Raw genomic sequence first — 22,681 nt, 5'->3', positions numbered from 1 at the left:
CCGCTGTCCCCCCTCTTCTGAGCTTCCGGACTCTCCGCTGATTCACTGGCCTCGGATGTCGCGCAGTTCCTGTCGCGGCTCCGGCTCCCCGCGCAGCTGCGGCAGGGGCAGCCTCCGCGAGGCGAACGGTCGCAGCACCAGCGCCAGCACGGCTCCCGCAGCAGCGCCCGGGAGCGCCCACCACCACTCGGTGTCATCGGCTCCGCCCGTGGCGGTTGCCCGTGGTGTGGTGGCCGCCTCGTTCGCCGCGTCGTCCGTGCCCGCAGCGGCCTCGGTCGACTCTCCCGGCGCCGGGGCGACGCCGACGGATCCCTGGTGCGCGGCCTTGCCGATCACGCCCACCTTTGTGAGCAGGGCCCGCAGCTGCGTCGGCTGCTGAGGCCTGCGCCACTGGTCGCTTCCTTCGGGAGGCGTGCCCCTTGCCGTGTTGATCAATATGTCGCCGTCGTAGCCCACGAGCACGGTGTCCTGCCGCCAGGGCGTCACGTCGTGGATCATCCAGGTGATGTTGACCTGGTCGCCCGAGCCGGCGGCAAGGTCACGAGCCTGCGCGTCTGCGCCGCGACCGCTGCCCGACTGATCGAGCAGATTCTGTAGCCGGCCGTACTCCGGAGATGTGGTGTAGAGCCCCACGGCCTTCTGGGTGGTCGGTGAGACGACGAGCACGCTCGTCGGTCCCCCGGCGGACGCGGGCGGTGCCCACAGCAGCATCGGAGCCAGGACGGCGCCCAACATCCCTGCCGTAGCGATCAGTTGACGAATCCTCACCATGGGGTCCCCCAGCGGTCCGGTGCGGCTCGTCCGCGAGCCGCGTGTCACTTCTGGTACACCGCCCGACCCGCCTGGGTTCCCACCTCTCCCGCACTATTCTGAGGATTTCCCGAGCGACTTCGCGATCTCCACCGCCCGCTCCATCGACGTGACCCCCTCCAGCCGCAGTGTCACGTCCTCGCCGTCCGTGCGGTGCATCCACAGCAGCGTCGGACCGGCCGTCCGCTCCTTGCGCGTATAGCGGTCGCCGTCCTCGTCCACCAGCCAGAAGCTCAGCAGATGCGGCCGCGGGAACCACAGGGCCCACTCCGAGGGACTGCCGCTCAACGCCAGCCACTCCGGCTGTTCGCGCACTCTCTTGGCGAAGGCGACGTCCAGGCGGGCCGGGTACTCGTCCAGCCGGATCGTGCGCCCGTCCACCCGTCGGCACAGCGTCACCAGGGACCGGCCCTGTGGCTCGTCCGTCACCGTCACCGCGTCCGGAGTGCCGAACTCGTCCGGCACCAGCGGCTCGAACCCGGTCCGCCGCTCCGCCTCCGCGAGCGACACCGACCGCCCGCAGCCGGGCACCTCGGCGCCGGGAGAAGGCACCGCCGACGGGTCGTACCGCACCTCGACCCCGCCGAAGTCGAACCAGTCGTAGACCGCGGCCCGCACCGGAGGTGTGAGCATCAGCACCGTCAGCAGACCGCACAGGGCCGCGGTCAGCGAGCGCCACCGCACCCGCGTCCACCTCCGGACCGCCCGCAGCCGCTCACCGCCGCCCGGCGGCTCGGCCACCGGCACGGGCACATGCTCGGCGAGTATCTGCTCCAGCACCCGCTCGACCATCGTCTCGGACGTCTCGGAACCGTCGGCTCCGGGCCGGTCCAGCGACCGCCCCAGCGCGCGCAGCTCCTCCGGCAGCCGTGCGCCGTCGCCGCGTCGCCGACCGCCGTCCCGGTCGTCGTACGGCCCGCGTCCGTCATTCATGCTCATCACCTCCTTCCCGAGGCTGGAAATCCGGCAGCAGTCTGCCCAGCTTCCGCAATGCGCGGTTGAGCCGGGACTTCACCGTGCCCCGGGGCCAGCCCAGGGCCTGGGCTGTCTCCGACTCATCCATCTCCAGCAGATAGCGATAGGTGACGACCAGGCGGTGCTCCTCGCTCAGCTTCTCCAGGGCGGACTGGAGCGCCACCCGGCGCTCTATCTCCAGAGCCGCGACCGCAGGGTCCGCCGATTCCGGTATCAGCGGCTCCGCCTGCACGAACGACGCCTCACGGCCGGCGAGCGTGCGTTGACGCGCTGCCGTCCGCACTGTGTTCCTCGTCTCATTGGCGACGATCGACAGCAGCCAGGGCTTGAACGCCGCGTCGTCCCTGAACCGTCCCAGCGCGCAGTACGCCTTCACGAAGGCCTGCTGCACCACGTCTTCCGCGTCCGCACCCGCCCCGAGCGCCGCGGCCGCACGCATGGCGATGCCCGTATGGGCCCGCACCAGCTCCGCATACGCCTCCGGCTCTCCGGCGCGTACGCGTGCGATCACCGCTGCCTCATCGACGATGCGGCCCCCCTCCCGCGTCCTCACAGTCTTGTTACACCGCCGGAGCCGGATCGGTTCCCACCTGTTCCCGGCCAGTTCTCAGCCGGTTCCGGATCGCCCCCTGGGACCTGAGAGAATGGTGAACATGGCCTCTGATAGTCCCCGTGTGCTCTCCGGAATCCAGCCCACCGCAGGCTCGTTCCACCTCGGCAACTACCTCGGCGCCGTCCGCCAGTGGGTGGCCCTCCAGGAGACCCACGACGCGTTCTACATGGTCGTCGACCTGCACGCGATCACGGTCCCGCAGGACCCGAAGGAGCTGCGGTCCAACACCCGCCTCGCCGCGGCCCAGCTCCTCGCCGCCGGGCTCGACCCGGAGCGCTGCACGCTCTTCGTCCAGAGCCATGTCCCCGAGCACGCCCAGCTCGCCTGGGTCATGAACTGCCTCACCGGCTTCGGCGAGGCCTCCCGGATGACCCAGTTCAAGGACAAGTCCGCCAAGCAGGGCGCCGACCGCGCCAGCGTCGGCCTGTTCACCTACCCGGTCCTCCAGGTCGCGGACATCCTGCTCTACCAGGCGAACGAGGTTCCGGTCGGCGAGGACCAGCGCCAGCACATCGAGCTGACCCGCGACCTCGCCGAGCGCTTCAACGGCCGCTTCGGCGAGACCTTCACGATCCCGAAGCCGTACATCCTCAAGGAAACGGCGAAGATCTACGACCTCCAGGAACCGTCGATCAAGATGAGCAAGTCGGCATCGACCCCGAAGGGGCTGATCAACCTGCTCGACGAGCCGAAGGCCACCGCGAAGAAGGTCAGGAGCGCGGTCACCGACACCGACACGGTCATCCGCTACGACGCCGAGAACAAGCCGGGCGTCAGCAACCTGCTCACCATCTACTCGACCCTCACCGGCACCGGTATCGCGGAACTGGAGCAGCAGTACGAGGGGAAGGGCTACGGTGCGCTCAAGACGGACCTCGCCGAGGTCATGGTCGAGTTCGTGACGCCGTTCCGCGAGCGCACCCAGCAGTATCTGGACGACCCGGAGACGCTCGACTCGATCCTGGCCAAGGGCGCGGAGAAGGCGCGCGTCATCGCCGGGGAGACCCTCTCACAGGCGTACGACAGGGTGGGCTTCCTGCCCGCCAAGCACTAGCCCGCACCACGGCACCGCCGCAGGCACGAGAGCCGTACCACCGCACAGCGCTGCACATCACTACGCTTGCGCCTGCCCGCAGCACAGCCGTGGCCGTACAGTCGATAGCCGGATGGCCGCACCAGCGGTCACCCCTGTTCACCGGACGAACCGACAGGACGACAGGAGACGACGTGGGGACCGTAACGATCGGTGTGTCGATCGCGGTCCCGGAGCCTCACGGCAGCCTGCTCCAGGAGCGGCGCGCGGGCTTCGGCGACGCCGCTGCTCACGGCATCCCCACGCATGTCACCCTGCTGCCGCCGACAGAGGTCGACGACGGCGAACTGCCCGCGATCGAGGCGCACCTCGTCGAGGTCGCCGCGGCGGCGCGCCCCTTCCCGATGCGGCTGTCCGGCACGGGCACCTTCCGCCCCCTGTCCCCGGTCGTGTTCGTCCAGGTCGTCGAGGGCGCCTCGGCCTGCACCTGGCTGCAGAAGCAGATCCGCGACGCCTCCGGTCCGGTGGCGCGCGAACTGCAGTTCCCGTACCACCCGCATGTCACGGTGGCGCACGGCATCGACGACGAGGCGATGGACCGCGCCTTCGAGGAACTCGACGACTACGCCGCCGCCTGGCCCTGCACCGGCTTCGCGCTCTACGAACAGGGCGCCGACGGGGTGTGGCGCAAGCTGCGCGAGTTCGCCTTCGGGGGCGCCGTGGTGCCGTCGCAGCCGGGCCACGTGGAGCGCGGCTCCCTGCCGGCCCGCTAGGGCGCGCGCCGAAAGCGGCGACCGACGCCACCTTCGGCACAGGCGCTCCGTGCCGGTCCCGGCGGTCCTAGATCGGCAGCCGCCGGAACACCGTCCGTGGCACATGCCGCAGCGCCGACATCACCAGCCGTAGTGCCCCGGGCACCCATACCGTCTCCGAACGCCGCCTGAGCCCCAGCTCGATGGCCGTCGCGACCGCCTCCGGGGTCGTGGCCAGCGGTGTCTCCTCCAGACCGGCGGTCATCCTCGACCGTACGAATCCGGGGCGTACGACCATGACGTGCACGCCCGTGCCGTGCAGCGCGTCGCCCAGGCCCTGGGCGAAGGCGTCGAGGCCGGCCTTGCTGGAGCCGTAGATGAAGTTGGCCCGGCGGGCGCGCTCGCCGGCGACCGAGGAGAGCACGACCAGGGAGCCGTGGCCCTGGGTCTGCAACGCGCGCGCGGAGACCAGCGCCGACGACACCGCGCCCGTGTAGTTGGTCTGCGCGACCCGTACCGCGGCGGCCGGCTCACGCTCGTCGTGGGCCTGGTCGCCGAGGATCCCGAAGGCGAGCAGCACCATGTCGATGTCGCCCTCGGCGAAGACCTTGCCGAGCACCGTCTCGTGGGAGTCGGGGTCGAGCGCGTCGAAGGGGACGGTGTGCACGTCGGCGCCCAGGGCGCGCAGTTCGGCGGCGGCCGAGTCCAGCGCGGGCGTCGGGCGGCCCGCCAGCCACACCGTGCGGGTGCGGCGGGCGATCAGGCGGCGTGCGGTGGCCAGCGCGATCTCGGACGTACCGCCGAGGACGAGCAGGGACTGAGGGATGCCGAAGGCGTCCTTCACGACAGCTCCTAGGGATGAGTCGACTCTCACGGACACTCAGGGGGCTCTTGCGGACTCGACTCGTCAGAGACCGAGCCGGCGCGACATGTCCGACACGAACACCCCGCGCGGGTCCAGCTCCGCGCGCAGAGCACGGAACCCGTCGAGCCGGGGGTACATCGAGGTGAGCAGTTCCGGGCGCAGCCGGGAGTCCTTGGCCAGGTAGACGCGCCCGCCCGCCGCGGCCACCTCCCCGTCCAGTTCGTCGAGAAGGACGCCGAGCCCGGGCAGTCCGGCCGGGATGTCCAGGGCCAGCGTCCAGCCGGGCAGGGGGAAGGAGAGCCAGCCCGGGTCGGCGTCCCCGAAGCGCTTGAGGACGGCGAGGAACGACGGGCACCGGTGCTCGGAGATGCGTCGCACGATCCGGCGCAGCGCGTCCTCCTGGCCGTATCCGACGACGAACTGGTACTGCACGAAGCCGCTGCGGCCGTAGACGCGGTTCCAGTGGGGGACGCCGTCGAGGGGGTGGAAGAAGGTGGCGAGCTTCTGGAGCTCACCGGTACGCGCGCGTGGCGCCTTTCGGTACCAGAGCTCGTTGAAGAGGCTCACGGTGGTGCGGCTGAGCAGCCTCTGCGGGAGGAGGGCGGGTGCGGCCGGCAGCTGGGTGGGGCGGAAGGCCAAGGGGGCTCTACGCGCGCGTGCGGGCAGCATGTCGAGGGGTGCGTGGTCACCGCGGGTCAGCACCGCGCGGCCTGTCGCCGCTCCGCGTGCCAGGAGGTCGATCCAGGCGACCGAGTAGCGGTAGTGGTGGTCGGTGGCGGTCAGACGGGCCATCAGGTCGTCGAGGTCCGTGGCGCGTTCGGTGTCGACCGACATGAGCGAGGTCCGTACCGGCTGGAGCTGGACCGTCGCGGTCAGGATCACTCCGGTCAGGCCCATGCCGCCCGTGGTCGCGTCGAAGAGGGGCGTGCCGCGGGCGACGGAGCGGATCTCGCCGTCGGCGGTGAGGAGTTCCAGCGACAGGACGTGCCGGGAGAACGAGCCGCACACGTGGTGGTTCTTGCCGTGGATGTCGGCACCGATCGCGCCGCCGACCGTCACATGGCGGGTGCCGGGCGTGACGGGGACGAACCAGCCGAGTGGCAGGAGGACTTCCATCAGGCGGTGCAGCGAGACGCCGGCGTCGCACAGGACGGTGCCGCCGTCCGCGTCGATCGCGTGGATGCGGTCCAGGCCCGTCATGTCGAACACCGACCCGCCGGCATTCTGCGCCGCGTCCCCGTACGCCCGTCCCAGCCCCCTTGGGATGCCGCCGCGGGCCCCGCAGCCACGGACGGCCGCCGCGGCCTCCTCGTACGTCCGTGGACGGATCAGACGGGCGACGGTGGGAGCGGTGCGGCCCCATCCCGTGACGGAAACGGTGTCGGCAGACATGCTGTGACCGTATCGCCCCTATATGTCGGCCTGTTTGTAAAATTCCGCTACTCCCCGAAATGGGTGATTAATTGGATGTCGCTCAATATTGTCAGAGTTTCGTCCATGGTGGCGTGAACAGTGAGTCCAGTGGACGACTTCAAGACCTTCGACGACATCGACGATCGCGGCACGACCGAACGTTCTGCTCATCCGGATTCCCCCGACACCATGGACCACCGAATCCTTTCGGCATTCCACGCCTACGGTGCGGACCCGCGCGTCGCGGTCGCCGCGCGTGCCCTGTCCTGGGCCGGTGAGCACGGTGCACTGTGGATCGCGGCCGGTCTCGCGGGGGCGGCGGTGGACGGCGCTCGGCGCGGCGCCTGGTTGCGGGGAACGGCGCTCACCGCAGGTGCGCACGTAGCCAGCATGGGCGTGAAGCGCGTTGTGCGCCGGGCGCGCCCCACGCATCTCGCACCCCGCGTGGGCACCGCCGGCCGGCACTCCTTCCCGAGTTCCCACGCCACCTCGGCCGCCGCGGCCGCCGTCGCCTACGGCGCCCTCGGCGCCCCGCTCGTCCCCCCGCTCGCCGTCGCCATGTGCCTCTCCCGCCTGGTCGTCGGCGTGCACTACCCCTCCGACGTGGCGGCGGGCGCCGCCCTCGGCGCGCTCACGGCACGTATCGGGGCGCGCTGGATGCGAGGGGGCGGCCCGCGTGACTGAGACGGCGCCTCTCACGAACACCGCGCACGCCACCGGCACGGCGCACGCGATCAACAGCGCGCCCCTCACCGACACCACACGCCCGGCCAACGGCGCGTACCCCACCGGCAACCCACCCCTCCAGGGCCAACACACCCTCCACCGCCGTAGCCCCCACGACCGCCCCGTCCCGCCCCCCAACCGCACCCTCCTGGGCGCCCTCCTCACGACCGCACGCCCCAAACAGTGGGTCAAGAACGTCCTGGTCGTCGCTGCCCCTGCCGCCGCCGGTCAACTGCTCGCGCCGGGCGCGCTCACGCGAATCGCGCTGGTCTTCGCGCTGTTCACGGCCTGTGCCGCCGCCGTCTACCTGATCAACGACGCGCGCGACGCGGAGGCCGACCGCGCCCACCCCACCAAGTGCCACCGCCCGGTCGCCGCCGGCCAGGTCCCCGTACCGCTCGCGTACGCCGTCGGCGGCGCCCTCGCCGTCCTCGCGCCGATCGCGGCGACCTGGCTGACCACACCCGCCGTGGCGACGCTGCTGACGGCCTACATCGGCATGCAACTGGCGTACTGCATCAGCCTCAAGCACGTCCTGGTCGTGGATCTCGTCGTCGTCACGACCGGCTTCCTGATGCGGGCGGTGGTCGGCGGGCTCGCGCTCGGTATCCCGCTGTCGCGCTGGTTTCTGATCACCACGGGGTTCGGGGCCCTGTTCATGGTGTCGGCCAAGCGCTACTCCGAAGCCGTCCAGATGGCAGGGAAGGAGGGCGCCACGCGCGCGTTGCTGAGCGAATACACCACCGGCTACCTGCGTTTCGTGTGGCAACTGGCGGCCGGGGTCGCGGTCCTCGGTTACTGCCTGTGGGCCCTGGAGGAGGGCGGCGTCCCGCACACCAGTGTGCTCCCGTGGCGGCAGCTGTCCATGGTCGCCTTCATCGTGGCGATCCTCAGATACGCCGTCTTCGCCGACCGCGGCACCGCGGGCGAACCCGAGGACGTCGTCCTGCGCGACCGCGCCCTCGCACTCATCGCCCTGGCATGGCTCGCGATGTACGCCTTGGCGGTGGCCAATTGGTAGACGCGCCCGCAGAAAGTCAGTCGCGGTCGGACAACGCCCCCAAGGGGCGCGGGGCGTATCGACATGCGGCTCCGCCGCGATGGGGGTCCCCCCGGGTTCGAGCGAAGCCGAGAACTTGGGGGAGCGACCAGCCACGACGGACCCGCACCCGACCGACGACCCATCCCGGCACCATCCGCGAAGCGCTCGGCTTCGCCGCCGCGGGCCTCCTCGCCTACGCCGTCGACCTCGCCCTGTTCACCTGGCTGCGCGGACCCGCCGGTCTCGAACCCCTCACCGCCAAGGCGATCTCCTTCGTGGCGGGCTGCTCGGTGGCCTACGTGGGCAACGCGTACGGCACCTACCGGGACACCGGCCGCCGGGGCCTGCGCCCGTTCGCCGTGTTCTTCGCGGTGAACGCCGCCGGTGCCCTCGTCCAGCTTCTGTGCCTGGCCGTCAGCCACTACGGCCTCGGCTTCACCTCGCAGCGCGCGGATACCGTCTCCGGCGCCGGAATCGGCATGGCGCTCGCCACTGTCCTGCGATTTTGGGGCACTCGGACATTGGTATTCCGCAACGAGGGCAGAGTCGGATCATGGACTGGCTGAAAAAGCTTCCCGTCGTCGGGCCGCTGGTGGCCCGATTGATGACCACGCACGCGTGGCGGTCGTACGAGCGCCTCGACCGGGTGAAGTGGACGCGGCTGGCCGCCGCGATGACGTTCATCAGCTTCGTGGCGCTCTTCCCGCTGCTGACCGTGGCCGCCGCCATCGCCGCCGCGACCCTCAGCACGTCCCGGCAGAGCGAGCTGGAGGACAAGATCGCAGATCAGGTGCCCGGCATCTCCGACCAGCTCAACATCGACGGCCTGGTGGCCAACGCCGGCACCGTCGGCCTCATCGCCGGCGTCGTCCTGCTGTTCACCGGCATCAGCTGGGTGGGCTCCATGCGGGACTGTCTGCGCGCGGTGTGGGAGCTGCCCGACAGCGAGGAGAACCCGGTCCTCAGCAAGGCCAAGGACACCGGCATCCTGTTCGGGCTCGGCGGCGCGCTCCTCGTCACGATCGCCGTCTCCACCGTCGCCTCCGCGCTGGTCGGCTGGATCACCGACCAGCTCGGCATCGACAGCGACGGCTGGGGCGGGCTCCTGCTGCGTGCCGCCGCGTTCGTCGTCGCCGTACTCGCCGACTTCCTGGTGCTCCTGTACGTCCTCACCCTGCTGCCCGGCGTCGAACCGCCGCGCCGCCGGCTGATCGTGGCGGCGCTGATCGGCGCGATCGGGTTCGAGCTGCTGAAGCTGCTGCTGAGCGGCTATATGCAGGGCGTGGCCGCGAAGAGCATGTACGGCGCGTTCGGCGTCCCCGTCGCCCTGCTGCTGTGGATCAACTTCACCTCGAAGCTGGTCCTGTTCTGTGCCGCGTGGACGGCGACGGGGAGCGAGGAGACCGAGATCGCCGAGGTTACGGACGAGTCCGACGACGTACCAGATCAGGCAGCGGCCACCGGCGGTTGACCAGGAACGCGCCCGCCGCGAGCAGCACCAGCACCCCGCCGATGATCCCGAACGCGACCCCGACCCCGCCGGAACCGCTCTCGGCCGCGGCGCCCGCCACCGGCTTCGCGGACGCGTCCCCGGCACCACCGGCCTCACCGGCATCGTTCGCCCCCGGCTGGGCGCTGGACTGCGCGGCACCGCGCGGCGCCACCAGCTCGCCCACCGGCTTCACCTTGCCGGCCGCCTTGAAGCCCCAGTCGAAGAGCGCGGCGGTCTCCTTGTAGACCTGGTTGTGCCCGTTCTTCGCCGGGTTCATGACCGTGACCAGCAGCACCTTGCCGTTCCGCTCGGCGACGCCGGTGAAGGTGGCGCCGGCGTTGGTGGTGTTGCCGTTCTTGACGCCCGCGATGCCCTGGTACTGGGAGATGTCGCTGTCGCCGGTCAGCAGCCGGTTGGTGTTCTGGATCTCGAACTTCTCGCGGACCGTTTTGCCCTTGCTGTTCTTCTTTGTCTGGCCCGGGAATTTCGCGCTCACCGTCGAGCAGTACTCGCGGAAGTCCTTCTTCTGGAGCCCGGAGCGGGCGATCAGCGTCAGGTCGTACGCGGACGACACCTGCCCCGGCGCGTCGTAGCCGTCGGGGCTGACGACGTTCGTGTCGAGGGCCTGGAGCTCGTCGGCGTGCGCGTTCATCTGCTTGACGGTGTTGGCGACGCCCTTGTTCATCGCGGACAGCACATGCACGGCGTCGTTGCCGGACCGCAGGAAGACGCCGAGCCACAGGTCGTGGACCGTGTACGACTCGCCCTCCTTGATCCCGACCAGGCTGGATCCGGTGCCGATGCCGGCCAGGTCGCTGGGCACTACCTGGTGCTTCATGGTCTTCGGGAACTTCGGCAGCACGGTGTCCGCGAACAGCATCTTCATCGTGCTCGCCGGGGGTAGCCGCCAGTGCGCGTTGTGCGAGGCCAGCACATCACCCGATTCGGCGTCGGTGACGATCCACGACCGCGCGGACAGACCCTTGGGGAGCACCGGCACCCCGCCGGCGAGATTGACCTGTGTCCCGGCCTTCCCGAGCCGGGCGCCGCCCACGGTCGACATCTTCGCCGGGGGAGTGACCGAGGGCGACGGTGTCGGTTTGGGGGCTGCGAGAACCGGCGCGGCGGTCAGCGAGAGGGACAACAGCGTGGCGGAAGTGACCAGCAGGGATCGCCTGGTGGTCTTCATGGGTGCGGGCACGGTCGAGAACGTACCTGCCGCGGGCCGGGAAGTCCCGCTGCCCGCCTCACCCCGGCGGCGGATCCGGACAGACGGCGGCGATACTGAACGCATGAAGCTCAGCCGCCCCGTCTCCTGGTTCCTGCTCGCTTTCGGGGTGTGGAGCTGGATCATCTGGATCACTTTCGTCAAGAACCTCGTCAAGGACGGCAGCGGGCTCGCGTTCGACGACGCCGGCGACCCGACCGCTTACTTCTGGGTGCACCTGCTGCTCGCCGTCGTTTCCTTCGTATTGGGGACGGTCGTCGGAAGCATCGGGTTGCGCGGAATTCGAGCACTGCGCCGAACGTCATAACCGACAAGACGCAAAGCGCCGTCCGCAACAGCAAGCCGTACGGCACCGTCCGCAACTGTAGGGATACGACACCGTGGTCATCGTCTTCGCGCTCGTGGCGCTCCTCGTGCTGGGCGCGTTGGTGGCGGGCAACTGGTTCGTCTGGCGCCGTCTGTTCCGCGACACGACCCGGGGCCCGGGCCTGGTGCGCCGCATGGGCGTGGTGGTGATTGCCGGCGGCTGGGCACTGGCGGTCGGGGCCCTGGTCGCCGAGCGCTCCGGCGCGCCCTTCTGGCTCCAGCAGGTGCTGGCCTGGCCGGGCTTCCTGTGGCTGGCCCTGTCGATCTACCTGCTCCTCGCGGTTGCGGTGGGAGAGGTCCTACGACCGCTGCTGCGACGGTGGCTGGAACGGCGGGCGTCGGCCGGGGCCGCCGTGTCGCGGGAGGAGCCGGTGGCGGTGGGAGCCGCCGGCGCGGCCACCCCCACGCCCCCCAAGCGGGACCCGGCAGCCGACACGCCCGCCCCGGAGCCCGACACCCACGCGCCCGGCCCTTCCCGCCGCCTCTTCGTCTCCCGCGTCATCGGCGGCGCCGCGGCGGTGGCCGCCGTCGGGACGGTCGGTGTGGGCACGTACGGCGTTCTGAACGGCCCGAGTGTGAAGCGCGTCACCGTCCCGCTGGCCAAGCTCCCGCGCTCGGCGCACGGTTTCCGGATCGCCGTCGTCAGCGACATCCACCTGGGTCCGGTCCTCGGCCGGGGCTTCGCGCAAAGGGTCGTCGACACGATCAACGCCACCCAGCCCGACCTGATCGCGGTGGTCGGCGACCTGGTGGACGGCAGCGTCAAGGACCTGGGTCCGGCCGCGGCACCCCTGGCGCAGCTGACGGCACGGCACGGCGCCTACTTCGTCACCGGCAACCACGAGTACTTCTCCGGCGCCGAACAGTGGGTCGACGAGGTGCGCCGGCTCGGCCTGCGCCCGCTGGAGAACGCCCGCACGGAACTGCCCCACTTCGACCTCGCGGGCGTCAACGACGTAGCGGGCGAGAGCGAGGGCCAGGGGCCCGACTTCGGCAAGGCGCTCGGCGACCGGGATGCGGCACGCGCGTGCGTGCTCCTCGCCCACCAGCCCGTCCAGATCCACGACGCCGTCGACCACGGCGTCGACCTCCAGCTCTCCGGCCACACCCACGGCGGCCAGCTCTGGCCCGGCAACTACCTCGCCGAGCTGGCCAACCCCACCGTCGCAGGCCTGGAACGCTACGGCGACACCCAGCTCTACGTCACCCGCGGCGCGGGCGCCTGGGGTCCGCCGACACGGGTGGGGGCCGCGTCGGACATCACGGTGGTGGAGCTGGCGTCCCGCCAGGCGTGAGCCGGTTCCGACGCGATCTCGCGGTTTTGACTTGCGCCGGGCGGCACCGGGTAGCTTCCCCACGCAGCATCATGTGACGGAGGTGTGTGCGGGATGAGGAGCAGACGTGCTGAGACGCAACTCCTTCCGGCTGCCCCGGCATCCGGCTTCCGTCGGTCTCGCCAGGCGCCGGGTGCGCGACCACCTGGCCGACTGGGGACACGGCCCGGACGACCCCGCGCTGTCCGACGCCGTCCTGCTGGTGTCCGAACTGGCCACCAACGTCGTACGCCACGGTCCTCTGCTGGAGCGCGAGTTCGAGGTGGCGGTGACCGCTCTCGCCGATGGCTCGTGTCTCATAGAGGTGTCGGACGAGGGCCAGGTGGAGCCCCGGCTGCGGCTGGTGGGCGAGTCGGAGGAGACCGGCCGCGGGCTCCAACTCGTGGAGCACATCGCGGCGGCGTGGGGCGTGTGGAGCCGCGGCAGACACGGCAAGACCGTATGGGCGCTGGTGCCGGCCGATTCCTAGCCTCTACGGTCGCGTGGGCTTCCGGCGCTACGACGGTATAGGCGCCCGCACCGGCAACGTGACCGTCACCGCCAGCCCCTCACCCGGCGCCGTCCGCACCGCCACCTCACCCCCGTGCGCCCGTACGACCCCCTGCACGATCGCCATGCCCAGCCCGCTGCCCGCACCGCCCCCGGCCCGGAAGAACCGGTCGAAGATCCGGGCCGCGTCCTCCTCGGCGAGCCCCGGGCCCTTGTCCTCGACGCACAGCCGCACGACGCCGTCGCGGCGCTCCACAGCGAGCCGCGCCGGCACATCGGCCGCCGTGTGCGTGCGTATGTTGCCCACCAGGTTGCCCAGGACCTTCCGGAGCCCCGACTCGTCGGCGTGCACCAGCAGGGAGCCGGCGGCGTCGACCGTGAGGGGCCGGTCGGGCTGCTGGACCCGCAGGTCCTCGGCGACGTCGCGCACCAGGCGGCTCAAGTCGACGTTCCGGAATTGCAGTTCGGGCTGCTGGTCGAGACGGGCGAGGGTGAGCAGTTCGTCGACGAGCCGCCCCATCCGGTCGGACTCCGCCATCACCCGCTCCCCGGCGCGCTGCCGCTCGGCCGGTTCGGTCAGCATCCCCTGGTCGAACAGCTGGAGGTAGCCGCGTATCGCGGACAGCGGTGTGCGCAGCTCGTGCGAGGCGTCGGCGACGAAGCGGCGCAGCTGGGCTGCGCTGCGCTCGCGGGTGAGATACGCCGACTCCACCTGCTGGAGCATGGAGTTGAGGGCCAGCCGCAGCTGCTCCACCTCCGTCGTGGCCTCCCGGCTGGACGGCACACGCCGGGTCAGGTCCCCTTCGGCGATCGCCGAGGACGTCTCCACCATGTCCTCCAGCGGACGCATCCGACGGCTCACGCTCAGCATGGTCAGACAGGCGAGCAGCGCCAACAGCACGGTGCCGAAGGCGAAGTCCAGCTTGAGCGCCTTGGCCATGCCCTCGTGCAGGGCCTCGGTGGACGTGGCGATCAGTATCGTCGTGCCGTCGGTCAGCTCCGCCCCGACCATCCGGTAGGACTCGCCCTCGATGCGCACGTCCTGCGGCTCCGCCTCGGCGGCGACCGCGGCCGGGTCGCCCGCGGCCTCGGCCACCGCACGCTGCCGGGACGTCGGTGCGAGCGGGCCGAGGGCCACCGGGCGCCCCGCGCTGTCGACGGCGACGAACACCGACGACGCGGTGTTGGGCAGGGCGTCGGTGTTGTTGCCCGCGAACTTGTCCAGGGCGACGCTCATTTCGCCCAGCGACTCGATCTGCTCCATGTTGAATCCGGCGTTCATCAGCGAGGCACGCTCGCTCACCAGCTCGGAGTCCACCTTGTCGAGCAGATAGTGCCGTGCGGCCATCAGACTCACCGCGGTGGCCATGGCGATGCCGAGCGCGAGCAGCGCCACGTTCGCCAGGGTCAGCTTGGCGCGCAGCGAGTGGATCCCGCCGCGCTTGCAGCGATACGGCCCGAAACTCATGCCAGTCCGTATCCGACGCCGCGCCGGGTGGTGATCACCGGTGCGCCCAGGGCGTCCAGCTTGCGCCGCAGATAGCTGATGTAGGTCTCCACGACGGTCGATTCGGGTGGTGTGTGCTCGTACTGCCAGACGTGACGCAGGAGTTGCTCCTTGGGGACGATCCGGCCGCCGTTGCGCACCAGGAAGCGCAGCAGTGCGTACTCGGTGGGGGTGAGCTCGACCGTCCGGCCCGCGCGGCGCACGCAGTACGTCGTCTCGTCCAGCTCCAGATCGCCGTAGCGCAGCGGCGGGCGCTGGGGGAGGACGTCGGCGGAGCGGGTGCGCCGCAGGACCGCTGTGATCCGCGCGACGACCTCGTCGATGTTGAACGGCTTGGTGATGTAGTCGTCGCCGAAGCCGAGGGCGCCGACGATCTCGGCGGGCGAGTCCCGCGCGGTCAGGAACACCAGCGCCAGGTCGGGCCGTTTCGCGCGCAGTTCCCGGCCCAGCGCCCGCCCGTCGCCGTCGGGCAGCATGACGTCGAGCAGGGCGGCGTCCGGACGCGTGTGCTCGGCGAGCGTCAGCGCCTCGCGGACTGTGCCCGCCGTCATCACCTCGAACCGGTGGTAGCGCAGCGCTATGGCGAGGACGTCGGCGATGCTCTCCTCGTCCTCCACGACCAGCACGGTGCCCGGTGCCTTCGACATGTCCCCAGTATCGGCGCGGGCACTGACAACGGGGCCGGTTCCGGTCTTTGGAGTTCCTTGAGAGTCATGGGCGGGTCATGTCCACGCGCGTGTGCCGCCGCCAATCCTGTTGCCCAGGACCTGGGGGACCAACCGAACCGAGCGACAAAGGAGCTTGAGCGTGGCGGCATTGGCGCGGTGGTGCTATCGGCACCGGCTGGTGGTCCTGTTGCTGTGGGTGGGGGCACTGTTCGGCGTGGGCTTCGCGGGATCGACCGCGGGCACGGACTACGCGAACGTCTTCTCCCTGCCGAACACGGACTCCAAGAGTGCGTACGACCTGATGGAGAAGGCCTTCCCGGAGAGTTCCGGCGACACCGACACGATCGTGTGGAAGGCCGACGAGGGTTCGGTACGGGACGAGTCCGTACGGTCCCGGATCGAGCCCGCGCTGAACGAGATCGCGGGCATGGACGGAGTCGGCGAGGTCACCAGCCCCTACGCGGGTGCGGGCGGAGCGGCACAGATCAGTGAGAACGGGCGGATCGCGTACGCCCAGGTCACCTTCACCGAGCAGGCGAACGCCGTACCCAAGGAGCTGGTGGAGGACGTCGTCGACACGGCGCAGGACGCCGAACGCGACGGACTGCAAGTGGAGTTGGGCGGTCAGGCGATCACCCGGGTCCAGGAGGCGGCCCAGGGTACCTCCGAACTGGTCGGCGTCCTGGCGGCGGCGATCGTGCTGTTCCTCGCCTTCGGCGCGTTCTTCGCGATGCTGCTGCCGATCGTCGTGGCGGTCGTCGCCCTCGGCATCGGCATGATGGGGACAGGGCTGCTCAGCCATGTCACGAACGTCCCCGATGTCGCCCCGCTGCTCGGCTCGTTGATCGGCCTGGGCGTGGGCATCGACTATGCGCTGTTCATCGTCACCCGGCACCGGCGCGGCATCCTGCGCGGGATGAAGCCGGAAGAGGCGGCGGTGAAGGCCCTCAACACCTCGGGACGCGCCGTGTTGTTCGCGGGCGGCACCGTGGTCATCGCCCTCGCCGGCATGCTGGTGATGAACCTGCGCTTCCTCGACGGCGTGGTCATCGCGACGTCCCTGACCGTCGTGCTGGGCGTGCTGGCCGCGGTCACCCTGCTGCCGGCGCTCCTCGGACTGCTCGGCATGCGGGTCCTCAGCCGCCGGCAGCGACGTCGACTGGCCGCGGCGGGACCGGAACCGGAGAACGTGAGCGGGCTCGCCGCGCGCTGGTCGGCGTACGTCGAGCGACGCCCCCGCTCCATCGCCGCCGTGGCCCTGCTCGTCATGGTGGGCCTCTCGATCCCCGTCCTGTCGATCCGGCTCGGCACCTCCGACCAGGGCAACCACCAGGAGTCGACGACGACCCGGCAGGCCTACGACCTGCTCGCCGAGGGATTCGGGCCCGGCTTCAACGGCCCGCTCCAGGTCGTCGTGGACGGCGAGGCCACGACAGGGCTCGTCTCGCGCATCGAGTCGACCGAGGGCGTGGCCGAGGTCGCCGCACTGCCGCCCGCGAACGGCATCTCGGTGATCCAGGTGGTCCCGACGACCTCACCGCAGGATGCGGAGACCGACCGGCTGATCGACCGCCTGCGCGACGACGTCATCCCCGCGGCCGACGTCGAGGCGCACGTGGGCGGGGTGACGGCGGTGTCCAAGGACTTCGCGTCGGTGACCGCCGACCGCCTCCCGTACTTCATCGCGGCGATCATCACGCTGGGCTTCCTGCTCCTGATGGTGGCCTTCCGCTCGCTGGTCGTGCCCCTGACGGCCGCGGTGATGAACCTCGTCGCGGCGGCCGCGTCCTTCGGCGTCCTCGTAGCGGTCTTCCAGTGGGGCTGGGGCACCGAACTCCTCGGCGTCGGCAAGGAAGGCCCGATCGCCGCCTTCCTCCCGGTGATCATGCTGTCCCTGCTCTTCGGCCTCTCGATGGACTACCAGGTGTTCCTGGTGAGCCGCATGCACGAGGAGTGGGTGCACACCAAGGACAACGCGCGGGCGGTCCGCGTGGGCCTGGCCGAGACCAGCCGCGTCATCAACTGCGCCGCCCTGATCATGATGTGCGTCTTCAGCGCCTTCATCCTCAGCGGTGAACTGGAGGCCGCGATGGCGGGCATCGGCCTCGCGGGAGCGGTCGCCCTCGACGCGTTCATCCTGCGTACGGCACTGGTACCGGCCGCGATGCACCTGCTCGGCAACTCCAACTGGTGGCTGCCGGCCGGGCTGGAGAAGCGGCTGCCGCACCTGGCCGTGGAGCCGCGTGAAGAGCCCGAGGAAGCCGCTGTGGAGGGCGGCGGTGCCTCCGTCATCCATGGCTTCATCCGCACGGCCGACGGCGAGCCGGTCGACGGCGCGGCGGTGACCCTCCTGTCCAAGGGAGGCCGCCAGCTGGACCGGGTCACCTCCCTGGCCGACGGCTCGTACATCCTGTCCGTCCCGGCGCCGGGGGCGTATCTGCTGGCGACGACGGCGACGTCGTACGGGTCACGGGCGCGGCATGTGGTCGTGGAGGACGGGCCGTTGGTGTACGACGTCGAACTCGCGGAGGGTGAGGTGGACGCGGTCAACTAGCGGCCGGCCTGCCTGGAGGAGTGCGGGGACGGGTTCTCGTACTCCTCCCCGGTGGGGTCGGTCAGGACGCGGAGGCGCTGAGGCTCGCCCGCCCCAGTTCAGGCCGCTTCGAGTAGTCCGTGAAGCCGACGACGTTCCCCCACGGGTCGGCGATCTCGACGGTCCAGCCGGTGGCCACGGAGTGCGGCTCGTCGAGCGTCGGGATCCCCACGGCGGCCAGCGGCCGGACCGTCGCCCGAGCGTCCGGCACCTCCAGCCACACCCGGGTCGAGGGCCACGCCGGCGGACGGTGCCCGAACGCCTCCTCCGCCCGCAACAGGATCCCCGGCGTCTCGTCCCCCACCTTCAGCAGCGCGATCCCGCCCTCGTCGAACCGGAACGCCACCGCGAACCCCGCCCGCTCGTAGAAGTCGACGGCCTCACCGAGGTCCCCGACGGGAAACAGCACGTTGTCGAACCCGAGCAGTTCGTATGACTCTTCATCTGCCATGAGATCAGATTAGGTACGGAGCTTCCGGAGGCCTCGGGGGCTGACCGTGGGGTCACTCGGCTGGGCGAGGCGGCTTCCCGAATCCGGCGGACGGGGCGTTGTCAGTGGTGGGTCGTACTGTCGTCGGCATGGGAATCGTGATGTTCGTCGACGAGACGACAACGGGGGATCGCGGCGCCGGTTGGGGGCTCGAGATCGCCGAGGAGCGGCTCACTGTGGGTGAGTTGATCCGGCGCCGGGTGTTCCAGGAGGTCGCCGAGTACAACGCGCGCATGCCGGGCGTGTTCCAGGGCCTGGTCCAGCCGGAGGACACGGAGCGCGTGCTGAACGGCTACGCGTTGCGCACGCCCCGCCGGATAGACCCCGAGGCGCAGACCGCGCTGGCCCTGAAGGCGTTCGCCGGCAATGGCTTCCTGGTGCTCGTGGGAGACCGTCAGGTCACGGACCCCGACGAGGAGATCGAGCTGGCGCTCGGCACCGAGGTCACATTCCTGAAGCTCGTACCGCTGGTGGGTGGCTGATGATCACGTCGCCCGCGGAGTACGCCCGGTCGGTCCGAGACGTCCTCGCCCGGATCGAGGCCGGGGATCCCGACCGGCTCGCGCCCGAGCTGCTCGCGCTGGGCGCGATGATCGACGGCCGCTGGGGCGGCAGGGAGGGCACCAAGGTCGTCGAAGCGCTGCGCGCGGCATCGGGCCGGTTCCAGGGCGCGCTGCTGCTCCGCCTCGCCACCGACTACGACCATCCGGACGCGGACATCGTCACCCGCCGCCAGATCGTGATCCTGCTCGGCAACATCAGGGGAGCGAAGTTGACCGAAGGCCAGCCGCGCGAGGTCCGGGACACCTTGATCCGCCTGGCCGCCGATCGGGAGACGGAGTACGACACCGAGTTGCTGACCCGCCTCGCCGAGCAGGAGTTCGCCGACGGCCGTCAACTCCCGGGCGAGTTCGTCGCGGTGATCCGCCGCTCCCATTTGATGCTGTGGAACGGCGCGAGCAAGCTGGGCGCCCTCGTCCGGCGCCTCACCACTCCCGTCCTGAACCCCGGCGAGGCGTGGTCCGACCAGGCGCTGACGGACGTCGTCCGGCTCGGGCCGGACGGGCAGCGGCTGCTCGCCCACGCCACCACCGCCACCGCCGCCCGCCCCTCCGCGAAGTGGGAGAAGGCAGGGCGCGCTCTGATCGACGCCCTCGGCGAAGACCTCGTGCGCGAGCAACTGCTGGCCTCGCTGCGCCTGGTGGGGCGGCCGCGGACCCGTCCCCTGCTGAAGGCCTACGAGGGCGCATACGTCAACGAGGCCTTCGACCCGTACAACGCCAACGCCCTGCGCGGTCTGATCTGGCTGCTCTCCTTCCTCCCCGCGCACGCCGAGACCGCCCGTGTCCTCGGGGCCCTGGTCGAGAAGGCCCTGCGCAAGGTCCCCGGCCTCGGACCGGTGAATCCCAAGGTGGCCAACGCCGGGGTGAACGCTCTCGCCCGCCTCGACGGCGAGGCCGCCCTCGCCGAACTGGCCCGCCTCGCCACCCGCGTGACCTACAAGGGCACGCTCAAGCTGCTCAACTCGGCGCTGGACGCCCGCGCGGAGGCGATGGGCCTCGCGCGGGAGGAGATCGAGGAACTGGCCGTCCCGGCGTACGGGCTGACGGAAGTGGGCCGCGCCCGGCACCAACTGGGCGATATCACCGCCCTGTTGGAGGTACATGGCACCAAGGCGCAGCTGACCTGGCGCAATGCGACGGGCAAGGTGCTCAAGAGCGTGCCCGCCGCCGCAAGACGCGACCACGCCGAAGAACTCAAAGAGCTCAAGGCTGCCGTCAAGGACATCGACAAGATGCTCTCCGCCCAGAGCGAGCGCCTGGACCGCCAGTTCCTGGCCCGGCGCGCCTGGCGCTACGCCACCTGGCGCGAGCGCTACATCGACCACCCTCTGGTGGGCTCCCTGGCCCGCCGTCTCCTCTGGACGGTCGACGGCACGACGGTCGGATACGCCGCCGGGGAACTGCGCACCCTCGCCGACACCCCCGTGACCGACGGCCACGAGGTGACCCTCTGGCACCCGGTCGGGCACGAACCCGGCGAGATCGTCGCCTGGCGGGACTGGCTTGAACGGCACGGCATCACCCAGCCGTTCAAGCAGGCCCACCGAGAGGTGTACCTGCTCACGGACGCCGAGCGCACGACGGGCACGTACTCCAACCGCTTCGCCGCCCATGTCCTGCGCCAGCACCAGTTCCACTCCCTCACCGCCGTCCGCGGCTGGCACAACAAACTGCGCCTGGCAGTCGACGACGAGGCACCGCCCGCAAGCCGCGACCTGCCGCAGTGGGGCCTACGCGCCGAGTACTGGATCGAGGGCGACGGCGGCGAGAACCACGAGGACATCACCGACTCCGGCAGCTTCCTCCGGCTGCGCACCGACCAGGTCCGCTTCTACCCGGTCGACGCCCCGCAGAACTCGGCGCACTGCTGCGGAGGCGAGTACCGCATGTGGCTGCGCGACGGAGCAACCCCCATCGAGCCACTCCCTCTCGCGGACATCCCACCCCTCGTCCTCTCCGAAGTCCTGCGCGACGTCGACCTGTTCGTCGGCGTGGCCAGCGTCGGGAACGACCCGACCTGGCAGGACGGCGGCCCCGGCGGCCGCTTCCGCGAGTACTGGACGTCGTACGGCTTCGGAGAACTGGGCCAGAGCGCACAGACGAGGCGCGCGCTGCTGGAGCGCCTGATACCGAGGCTGGCCATGGCGAACCGCTGCCACCTGGAAGGCCGATTCCTGCACGTCAAGGGCGACCTCCACACGTACAAGATCCATCTCGGCTCGGGGAACATCCTGATGACCCCGAACGACCAGTACCTCTGCATCGTCCCGAAGTCGAACCCGGCGTCCCCGCAGACCGGTTACCTGCCTTTCGAGGGGGATCGGATGCTGGCGGTGATCCTCAGCAAGGCGATGATGCTGGCCAAGGACACGGAGATCACGGATCCGACGATCCTGAGCCAGCTGTGAGAGCGCCGAGCTGGGACTGCGTCACATGCGAGGGGAAGCCATACTGATGGGCGTCGAGAGAGACAAGGGGTAGGCGGGGCGCAGGGGAGGCGGCTTCGTGCGGCGGCTGCTGACAGTCGGTTTCCTGCCGTGCGGGCTCTTCGTCACCTGTCTCTGGACTCTCGTGCGCGCAGGGAGTTTCACGGGCCGCAGCCGATGGGACGAGGTGCTGCCCCGGGACGCCGGACACACGGCCATCATGGTGCTCGCCCTTCTCGCGGGCGCGTCGCTTCTCGCGATGCTCCTCCAGCCCTTCCAGGTTCGGGCCGTACGTGTACTGGAGGGCTACTGGGACCGGTGGCCGTGGACAGCGGGGGTGGCCACGGTGCTGATCGACATGCAGCGGCGGCGCTGGGTGTCCCTGCGCAAGCGCGCCGTCATGGCCGCGGACGCCGGTGCGACGGTGAAACGCGTGCGGGCCGACGTGGCACGACGGCTGAGCGCATACCCACCCGGGGACGTCCTGCTTCCGACAGCCCTTGGCAACGCGCTGCGCGCCGGCGAGCTGAGGGCCGGCGAGCGATACGGACTCTCCACCCTCGCGTCCTGGTCACGCATCCATATGCAGGTCTCGGATCGCGCCGCCGTTGCGCTGCACTCGACGAGGGACGCCTTGGACGCGGCGGTCAACCTCTGCTGGTGTCTTCTGGTGCTGACCCCGGTGTCGTGGACAGCCTTGTACGACGAGCCGGGCCTGTGGTGGATGTGCGCCTGTGTGCCGTTCCTCGCGGCCGTGGCCTACAAGGGGGCTGTCACCGTCGCCCAGGCGTATGCGTCGCTGATGCACGTGGTGTACGACCTCCACCGTTTCGATCTGGCGAGAGCGCTGCACTACCGGCTTCCCGACGGTCCGCAGGACGAGCGGGAACTGTTCACCCGGGTGTCCGACCTGCTCAGCGGCCGCAGCATGCCCGATCTCCCGTACGAGCACCATGGCACGCCGGACGCGAACGACTAGGGACAGCTCTGCCGGGCCTCCCACAGCCTCCGGCGAACGCGGTTCGCGATCGTGATGTCGCGTTGCCACAGGGCGATGGGCGGGAGGTCGGCATAGGCGCAATTGGGGGTGTGATTGCCGGTCCTGTCATGGGAGTCCCGGAACACATGGTTCGCAGGCACACCGCAGGTGGGCAGATCCCTTTCCCAGGCTTCGAGTTCTCCTTCCGCATAGCTGGTCCAGTCCGTGTCTGCCGGGAAGATCAGTTCCAGACACCCGATGCAGCGCGGCCGGAAGTCCGGGGGCGGGAATCCCGGGAGTTCGGTCGAGGTCAGCAT

The 22,681-nt window shown here is 70.4% G+C and carries 23 protein-coding genes; 13 read left to right on the top strand and 10 right to left on the bottom strand.

What is annotated here, in order from left to right; genetic code table 11:
- Window positions 1-42 precede the first annotated feature (42 nt).
- From ACIHFB_RS34925 to ACIHFB_RS34915, 3 genes are all read right to left on the bottom strand, one after another.
- Window positions 43-771: a hypothetical protein gene (locus ACIHFB_RS34925; protein ID WP_400129010.1), complete on the bottom strand. Its 729-nt coding sequence runs from the start codon at window positions 769-771 to the stop codon at window positions 43-45.
- 93 nt (window positions 772-864) lie between these two features.
- Window positions 865-1,749 carry a hypothetical protein gene (locus ACIHFB_RS34920; RefSeq protein WP_400129009.1) on the bottom strand — a complete coding sequence of 295 codons (885 nt, stop codon included), beginning with the start codon at window positions 1,747-1,749 and terminating at the stop codon, window positions 865-867.
- Window positions 1,736-2,338 carry an RNA polymerase sigma factor gene (locus tag ACIHFB_RS34915; protein WP_400129008.1) on the bottom strand — a complete coding sequence of 201 codons (603 nt, stop codon included), beginning with the start codon at window positions 2,336-2,338 and terminating at the stop codon, window positions 1,736-1,738. The genes ACIHFB_RS34920 and ACIHFB_RS34915 overlap by 14 nt, the downstream gene beginning before the upstream one ends.
- A 100-nt stretch (window positions 2,339-2,438) precedes the next feature.
- Here ACIHFB_RS34915 and trpS point away from each other — a divergent pair, with 100 nt between their 5' ends.
- Both trpS and ACIHFB_RS34905 read left to right on the top strand, forming a co-directional pair.
- Window positions 2,439-3,452 (top strand): tryptophan--tRNA ligase, encoded by a 1,014-nt coding sequence (gene trpS, locus ACIHFB_RS34910; RefSeq protein WP_365280686.1) that lies wholly within the window; start codon window positions 2,439-2,441, stop codon window positions 3,450-3,452.
- Window positions 3,453-3,625: 173 nt separating this feature from the next.
- Window positions 3,626-4,204 (top strand): 2'-5' RNA ligase family protein, encoded by a 579-nt coding sequence (locus tag ACIHFB_RS34905; RefSeq protein ID WP_365280683.1) that lies wholly within the window; start codon window positions 3,626-3,628, stop codon window positions 4,202-4,204.
- A gap of 67 nt (window positions 4,205-4,271) precedes the next feature.
- Here ACIHFB_RS34905 and ACIHFB_RS34900 read toward each other — a convergent pair whose 3' ends face one another.
- A complete protein-coding gene (locus ACIHFB_RS34900; protein WP_365280680.1) occupies window positions 4,272-5,027 on the bottom strand; it encodes a decaprenylphospho-beta-D-erythro-pentofuranosid-2-ulose 2-reductase in 756 nt (251 codons plus the stop codon).
- A 63-nt stretch (window positions 5,028-5,090) separates the two neighbouring features.
- A complete protein-coding gene (locus tag ACIHFB_RS34895; protein WP_400129007.1) occupies window positions 5,091-6,440 on the bottom strand; it encodes an FAD-binding protein in 1,350 nt (449 codons plus the stop codon).
- A gap of 210 nt (window positions 6,441-6,650) precedes the next feature.
- Here ACIHFB_RS34895 and ACIHFB_RS34890 point away from each other — a divergent pair, with 210 nt between their 5' ends.
- The 4 genes from ACIHFB_RS34890 to ACIHFB_RS34875 all read left to right on the top strand — a co-directional run bounded on the left by ACIHFB_RS34890 (window position 6,651) and on the right by ACIHFB_RS34875 (window position 9,700).
- The gene (locus ACIHFB_RS34890) at window positions 6,651-7,145 is read left to right on the top strand and encodes a phosphatase PAP2 family protein (protein WP_400129180.1); all 495 of its coding nucleotides are present in this window, start codon (window positions 6,651-6,653) and stop codon (window positions 7,143-7,145) included.
- Window positions 7,146-7,335: 190 nt separating this feature from the next.
- Complete coding sequence (locus ACIHFB_RS34885) at window positions 7,336-8,208, top strand: decaprenyl-phosphate phosphoribosyltransferase (RefSeq protein ID WP_400129179.1); 873 nt, start codon at window positions 7,336-7,338, stop codon at window positions 8,206-8,208.
- Between the two features lie 173 nt (window positions 8,209-8,381).
- Window positions 8,382-8,795, top strand: a complete 414-nt coding sequence (locus tag ACIHFB_RS34880; protein ID WP_365281616.1) for a GtrA family protein — start codon at window positions 8,382-8,384, stop codon at window positions 8,793-8,795.
- The gene (locus ACIHFB_RS34875; protein WP_400129006.1) at window positions 8,783-9,700 is read left to right on the top strand and encodes a YihY/virulence factor BrkB family protein; all 918 of its coding nucleotides are present in this window, start codon (window positions 8,783-8,785) and stop codon (window positions 9,698-9,700) included. Before ACIHFB_RS34880 ends, ACIHFB_RS34875 begins: the two co-directional genes overlap by 13 nt.
- On the opposite strand, the gene ACIHFB_RS34870 is transcribed toward ACIHFB_RS34875, so the two are convergent.
- Window positions 9,648-10,922 carry a D-alanyl-D-alanine carboxypeptidase gene (locus ACIHFB_RS34870; protein ID WP_365280671.1) on the bottom strand — a complete coding sequence of 425 codons (1,275 nt, stop codon included), beginning with the start codon at window positions 10,920-10,922 and terminating at the stop codon, window positions 9,648-9,650. The genes ACIHFB_RS34875 and ACIHFB_RS34870 overlap by 53 nt on opposite strands.
- Before the next feature lie 91 nt (window positions 10,923-11,013).
- On the opposite strand from ACIHFB_RS34870, the gene ACIHFB_RS34865 reads away from it, so the two are divergent.
- The 3 genes from ACIHFB_RS34865 (at window position 11,014) to ACIHFB_RS34855 (ending at window position 13,118) form a co-directional block, all read left to right on the top strand.
- Window positions 11,014-11,256 (top strand): SCO4848 family membrane protein, encoded by a 243-nt coding sequence (locus tag ACIHFB_RS34865; protein WP_365280668.1) that lies wholly within the window; start codon window positions 11,014-11,016, stop codon window positions 11,254-11,256.
- 73 nt (window positions 11,257-11,329) lie between these two features.
- Entirely contained in the window at window positions 11,330-12,610 is a 1,281-nt protein-coding gene (locus ACIHFB_RS34860; RefSeq protein ID WP_400129005.1) for a metallophosphoesterase, read from the top strand.
- A 106-nt stretch (window positions 12,611-12,716) separates the two neighbouring features.
- Window positions 12,717-13,118, top strand: coding sequence for an ATP-binding protein (locus ACIHFB_RS34855; RefSeq protein WP_365280662.1), 402 nt, complete (start codon window positions 12,717-12,719; stop codon window positions 13,116-13,118).
- A 27-nt stretch (window positions 13,119-13,145) separates the two neighbouring features.
- Here ACIHFB_RS34855 and ACIHFB_RS34850 read toward each other — a convergent pair whose 3' ends face one another.
- Window positions 13,146-14,606 (bottom strand): sensor histidine kinase, encoded by a 1,461-nt coding sequence (locus tag ACIHFB_RS34850; RefSeq protein ID WP_400129004.1) that lies wholly within the window; start codon window positions 14,604-14,606, stop codon window positions 13,146-13,148.
- Complete coding sequence (locus tag ACIHFB_RS34845) at window positions 14,603-15,292, bottom strand: response regulator transcription factor (protein WP_365280656.1); 690 nt, start codon at window positions 15,290-15,292, stop codon at window positions 14,603-14,605. The genes ACIHFB_RS34850 and ACIHFB_RS34845 overlap by 4 nt, the downstream gene beginning before the upstream one ends.
- A 169-nt stretch (window positions 15,293-15,461) precedes the next feature.
- On the opposite strand from ACIHFB_RS34845, the gene ACIHFB_RS34840 reads away from it, so the two are divergent.
- Entirely contained in the window at window positions 15,462-17,867 is a 2,406-nt protein-coding gene (locus ACIHFB_RS34840) for an MMPL family transporter (protein ID WP_400129178.1), read from the top strand.
- Between the two features lie 61 nt (window positions 17,868-17,928).
- Here ACIHFB_RS34840 and ACIHFB_RS34835 read toward each other — a convergent pair whose 3' ends face one another.
- The gene (locus ACIHFB_RS34835) at window positions 17,929-18,357 is read right to left on the bottom strand and encodes a VOC family protein (protein ID WP_365280653.1); all 429 of its coding nucleotides are present in this window, start codon (window positions 18,355-18,357) and stop codon (window positions 17,929-17,931) included.
- A 128-nt stretch (window positions 18,358-18,485) separates the two neighbouring features.
- On the opposite strand from ACIHFB_RS34835, the gene ACIHFB_RS34830 reads away from it, so the two are divergent.
- The 3 genes from ACIHFB_RS34830 (at window position 18,486) to ACIHFB_RS34820 (ending at window position 22,364) form a co-directional block, all read left to right on the top strand.
- Window positions 18,486-18,878, top strand: a complete 393-nt coding sequence (locus ACIHFB_RS34830; protein WP_365280650.1) for a hypothetical protein — start codon at window positions 18,486-18,488, stop codon at window positions 18,876-18,878.
- Window positions 18,878-21,367: a DUF4132 domain-containing protein gene (locus tag ACIHFB_RS34825; protein WP_400129003.1), complete on the top strand. Its 2,490-nt coding sequence runs from the start codon at window positions 18,878-18,880 to the stop codon at window positions 21,365-21,367. The genes ACIHFB_RS34830 and ACIHFB_RS34825 overlap by 1 nt, the downstream gene beginning before the upstream one ends.
- Window positions 21,368-21,464: 97 nt before the next feature.
- Window positions 21,465-22,364 carry a hypothetical protein gene (locus ACIHFB_RS34820; RefSeq protein WP_400129002.1) on the top strand — a complete coding sequence of 300 codons (900 nt, stop codon included), beginning with the start codon at window positions 21,465-21,467 and terminating at the stop codon, window positions 22,362-22,364.
- Here ACIHFB_RS34820 and ACIHFB_RS34815 read toward each other — a convergent pair.
- Complete coding sequence (locus ACIHFB_RS34815; protein ID WP_365280641.1) at window positions 22,361-22,681, bottom strand: hypothetical protein; 321 nt, start codon at window positions 22,679-22,681, stop codon at window positions 22,361-22,363. The genes ACIHFB_RS34820 and ACIHFB_RS34815 overlap by 4 nt on opposite strands.

Origin of the sequence: Streptomyces sp. NPDC051963 (assembly GCF_044593495.1) — a bacterium.
Lineage (GTDB): Bacteria > Actinomycetota > Actinomycetes > Streptomycetales > Streptomycetaceae > Streptomyces.
This window is presented reverse-complemented; position numbering and strand designations above follow the sequence as displayed.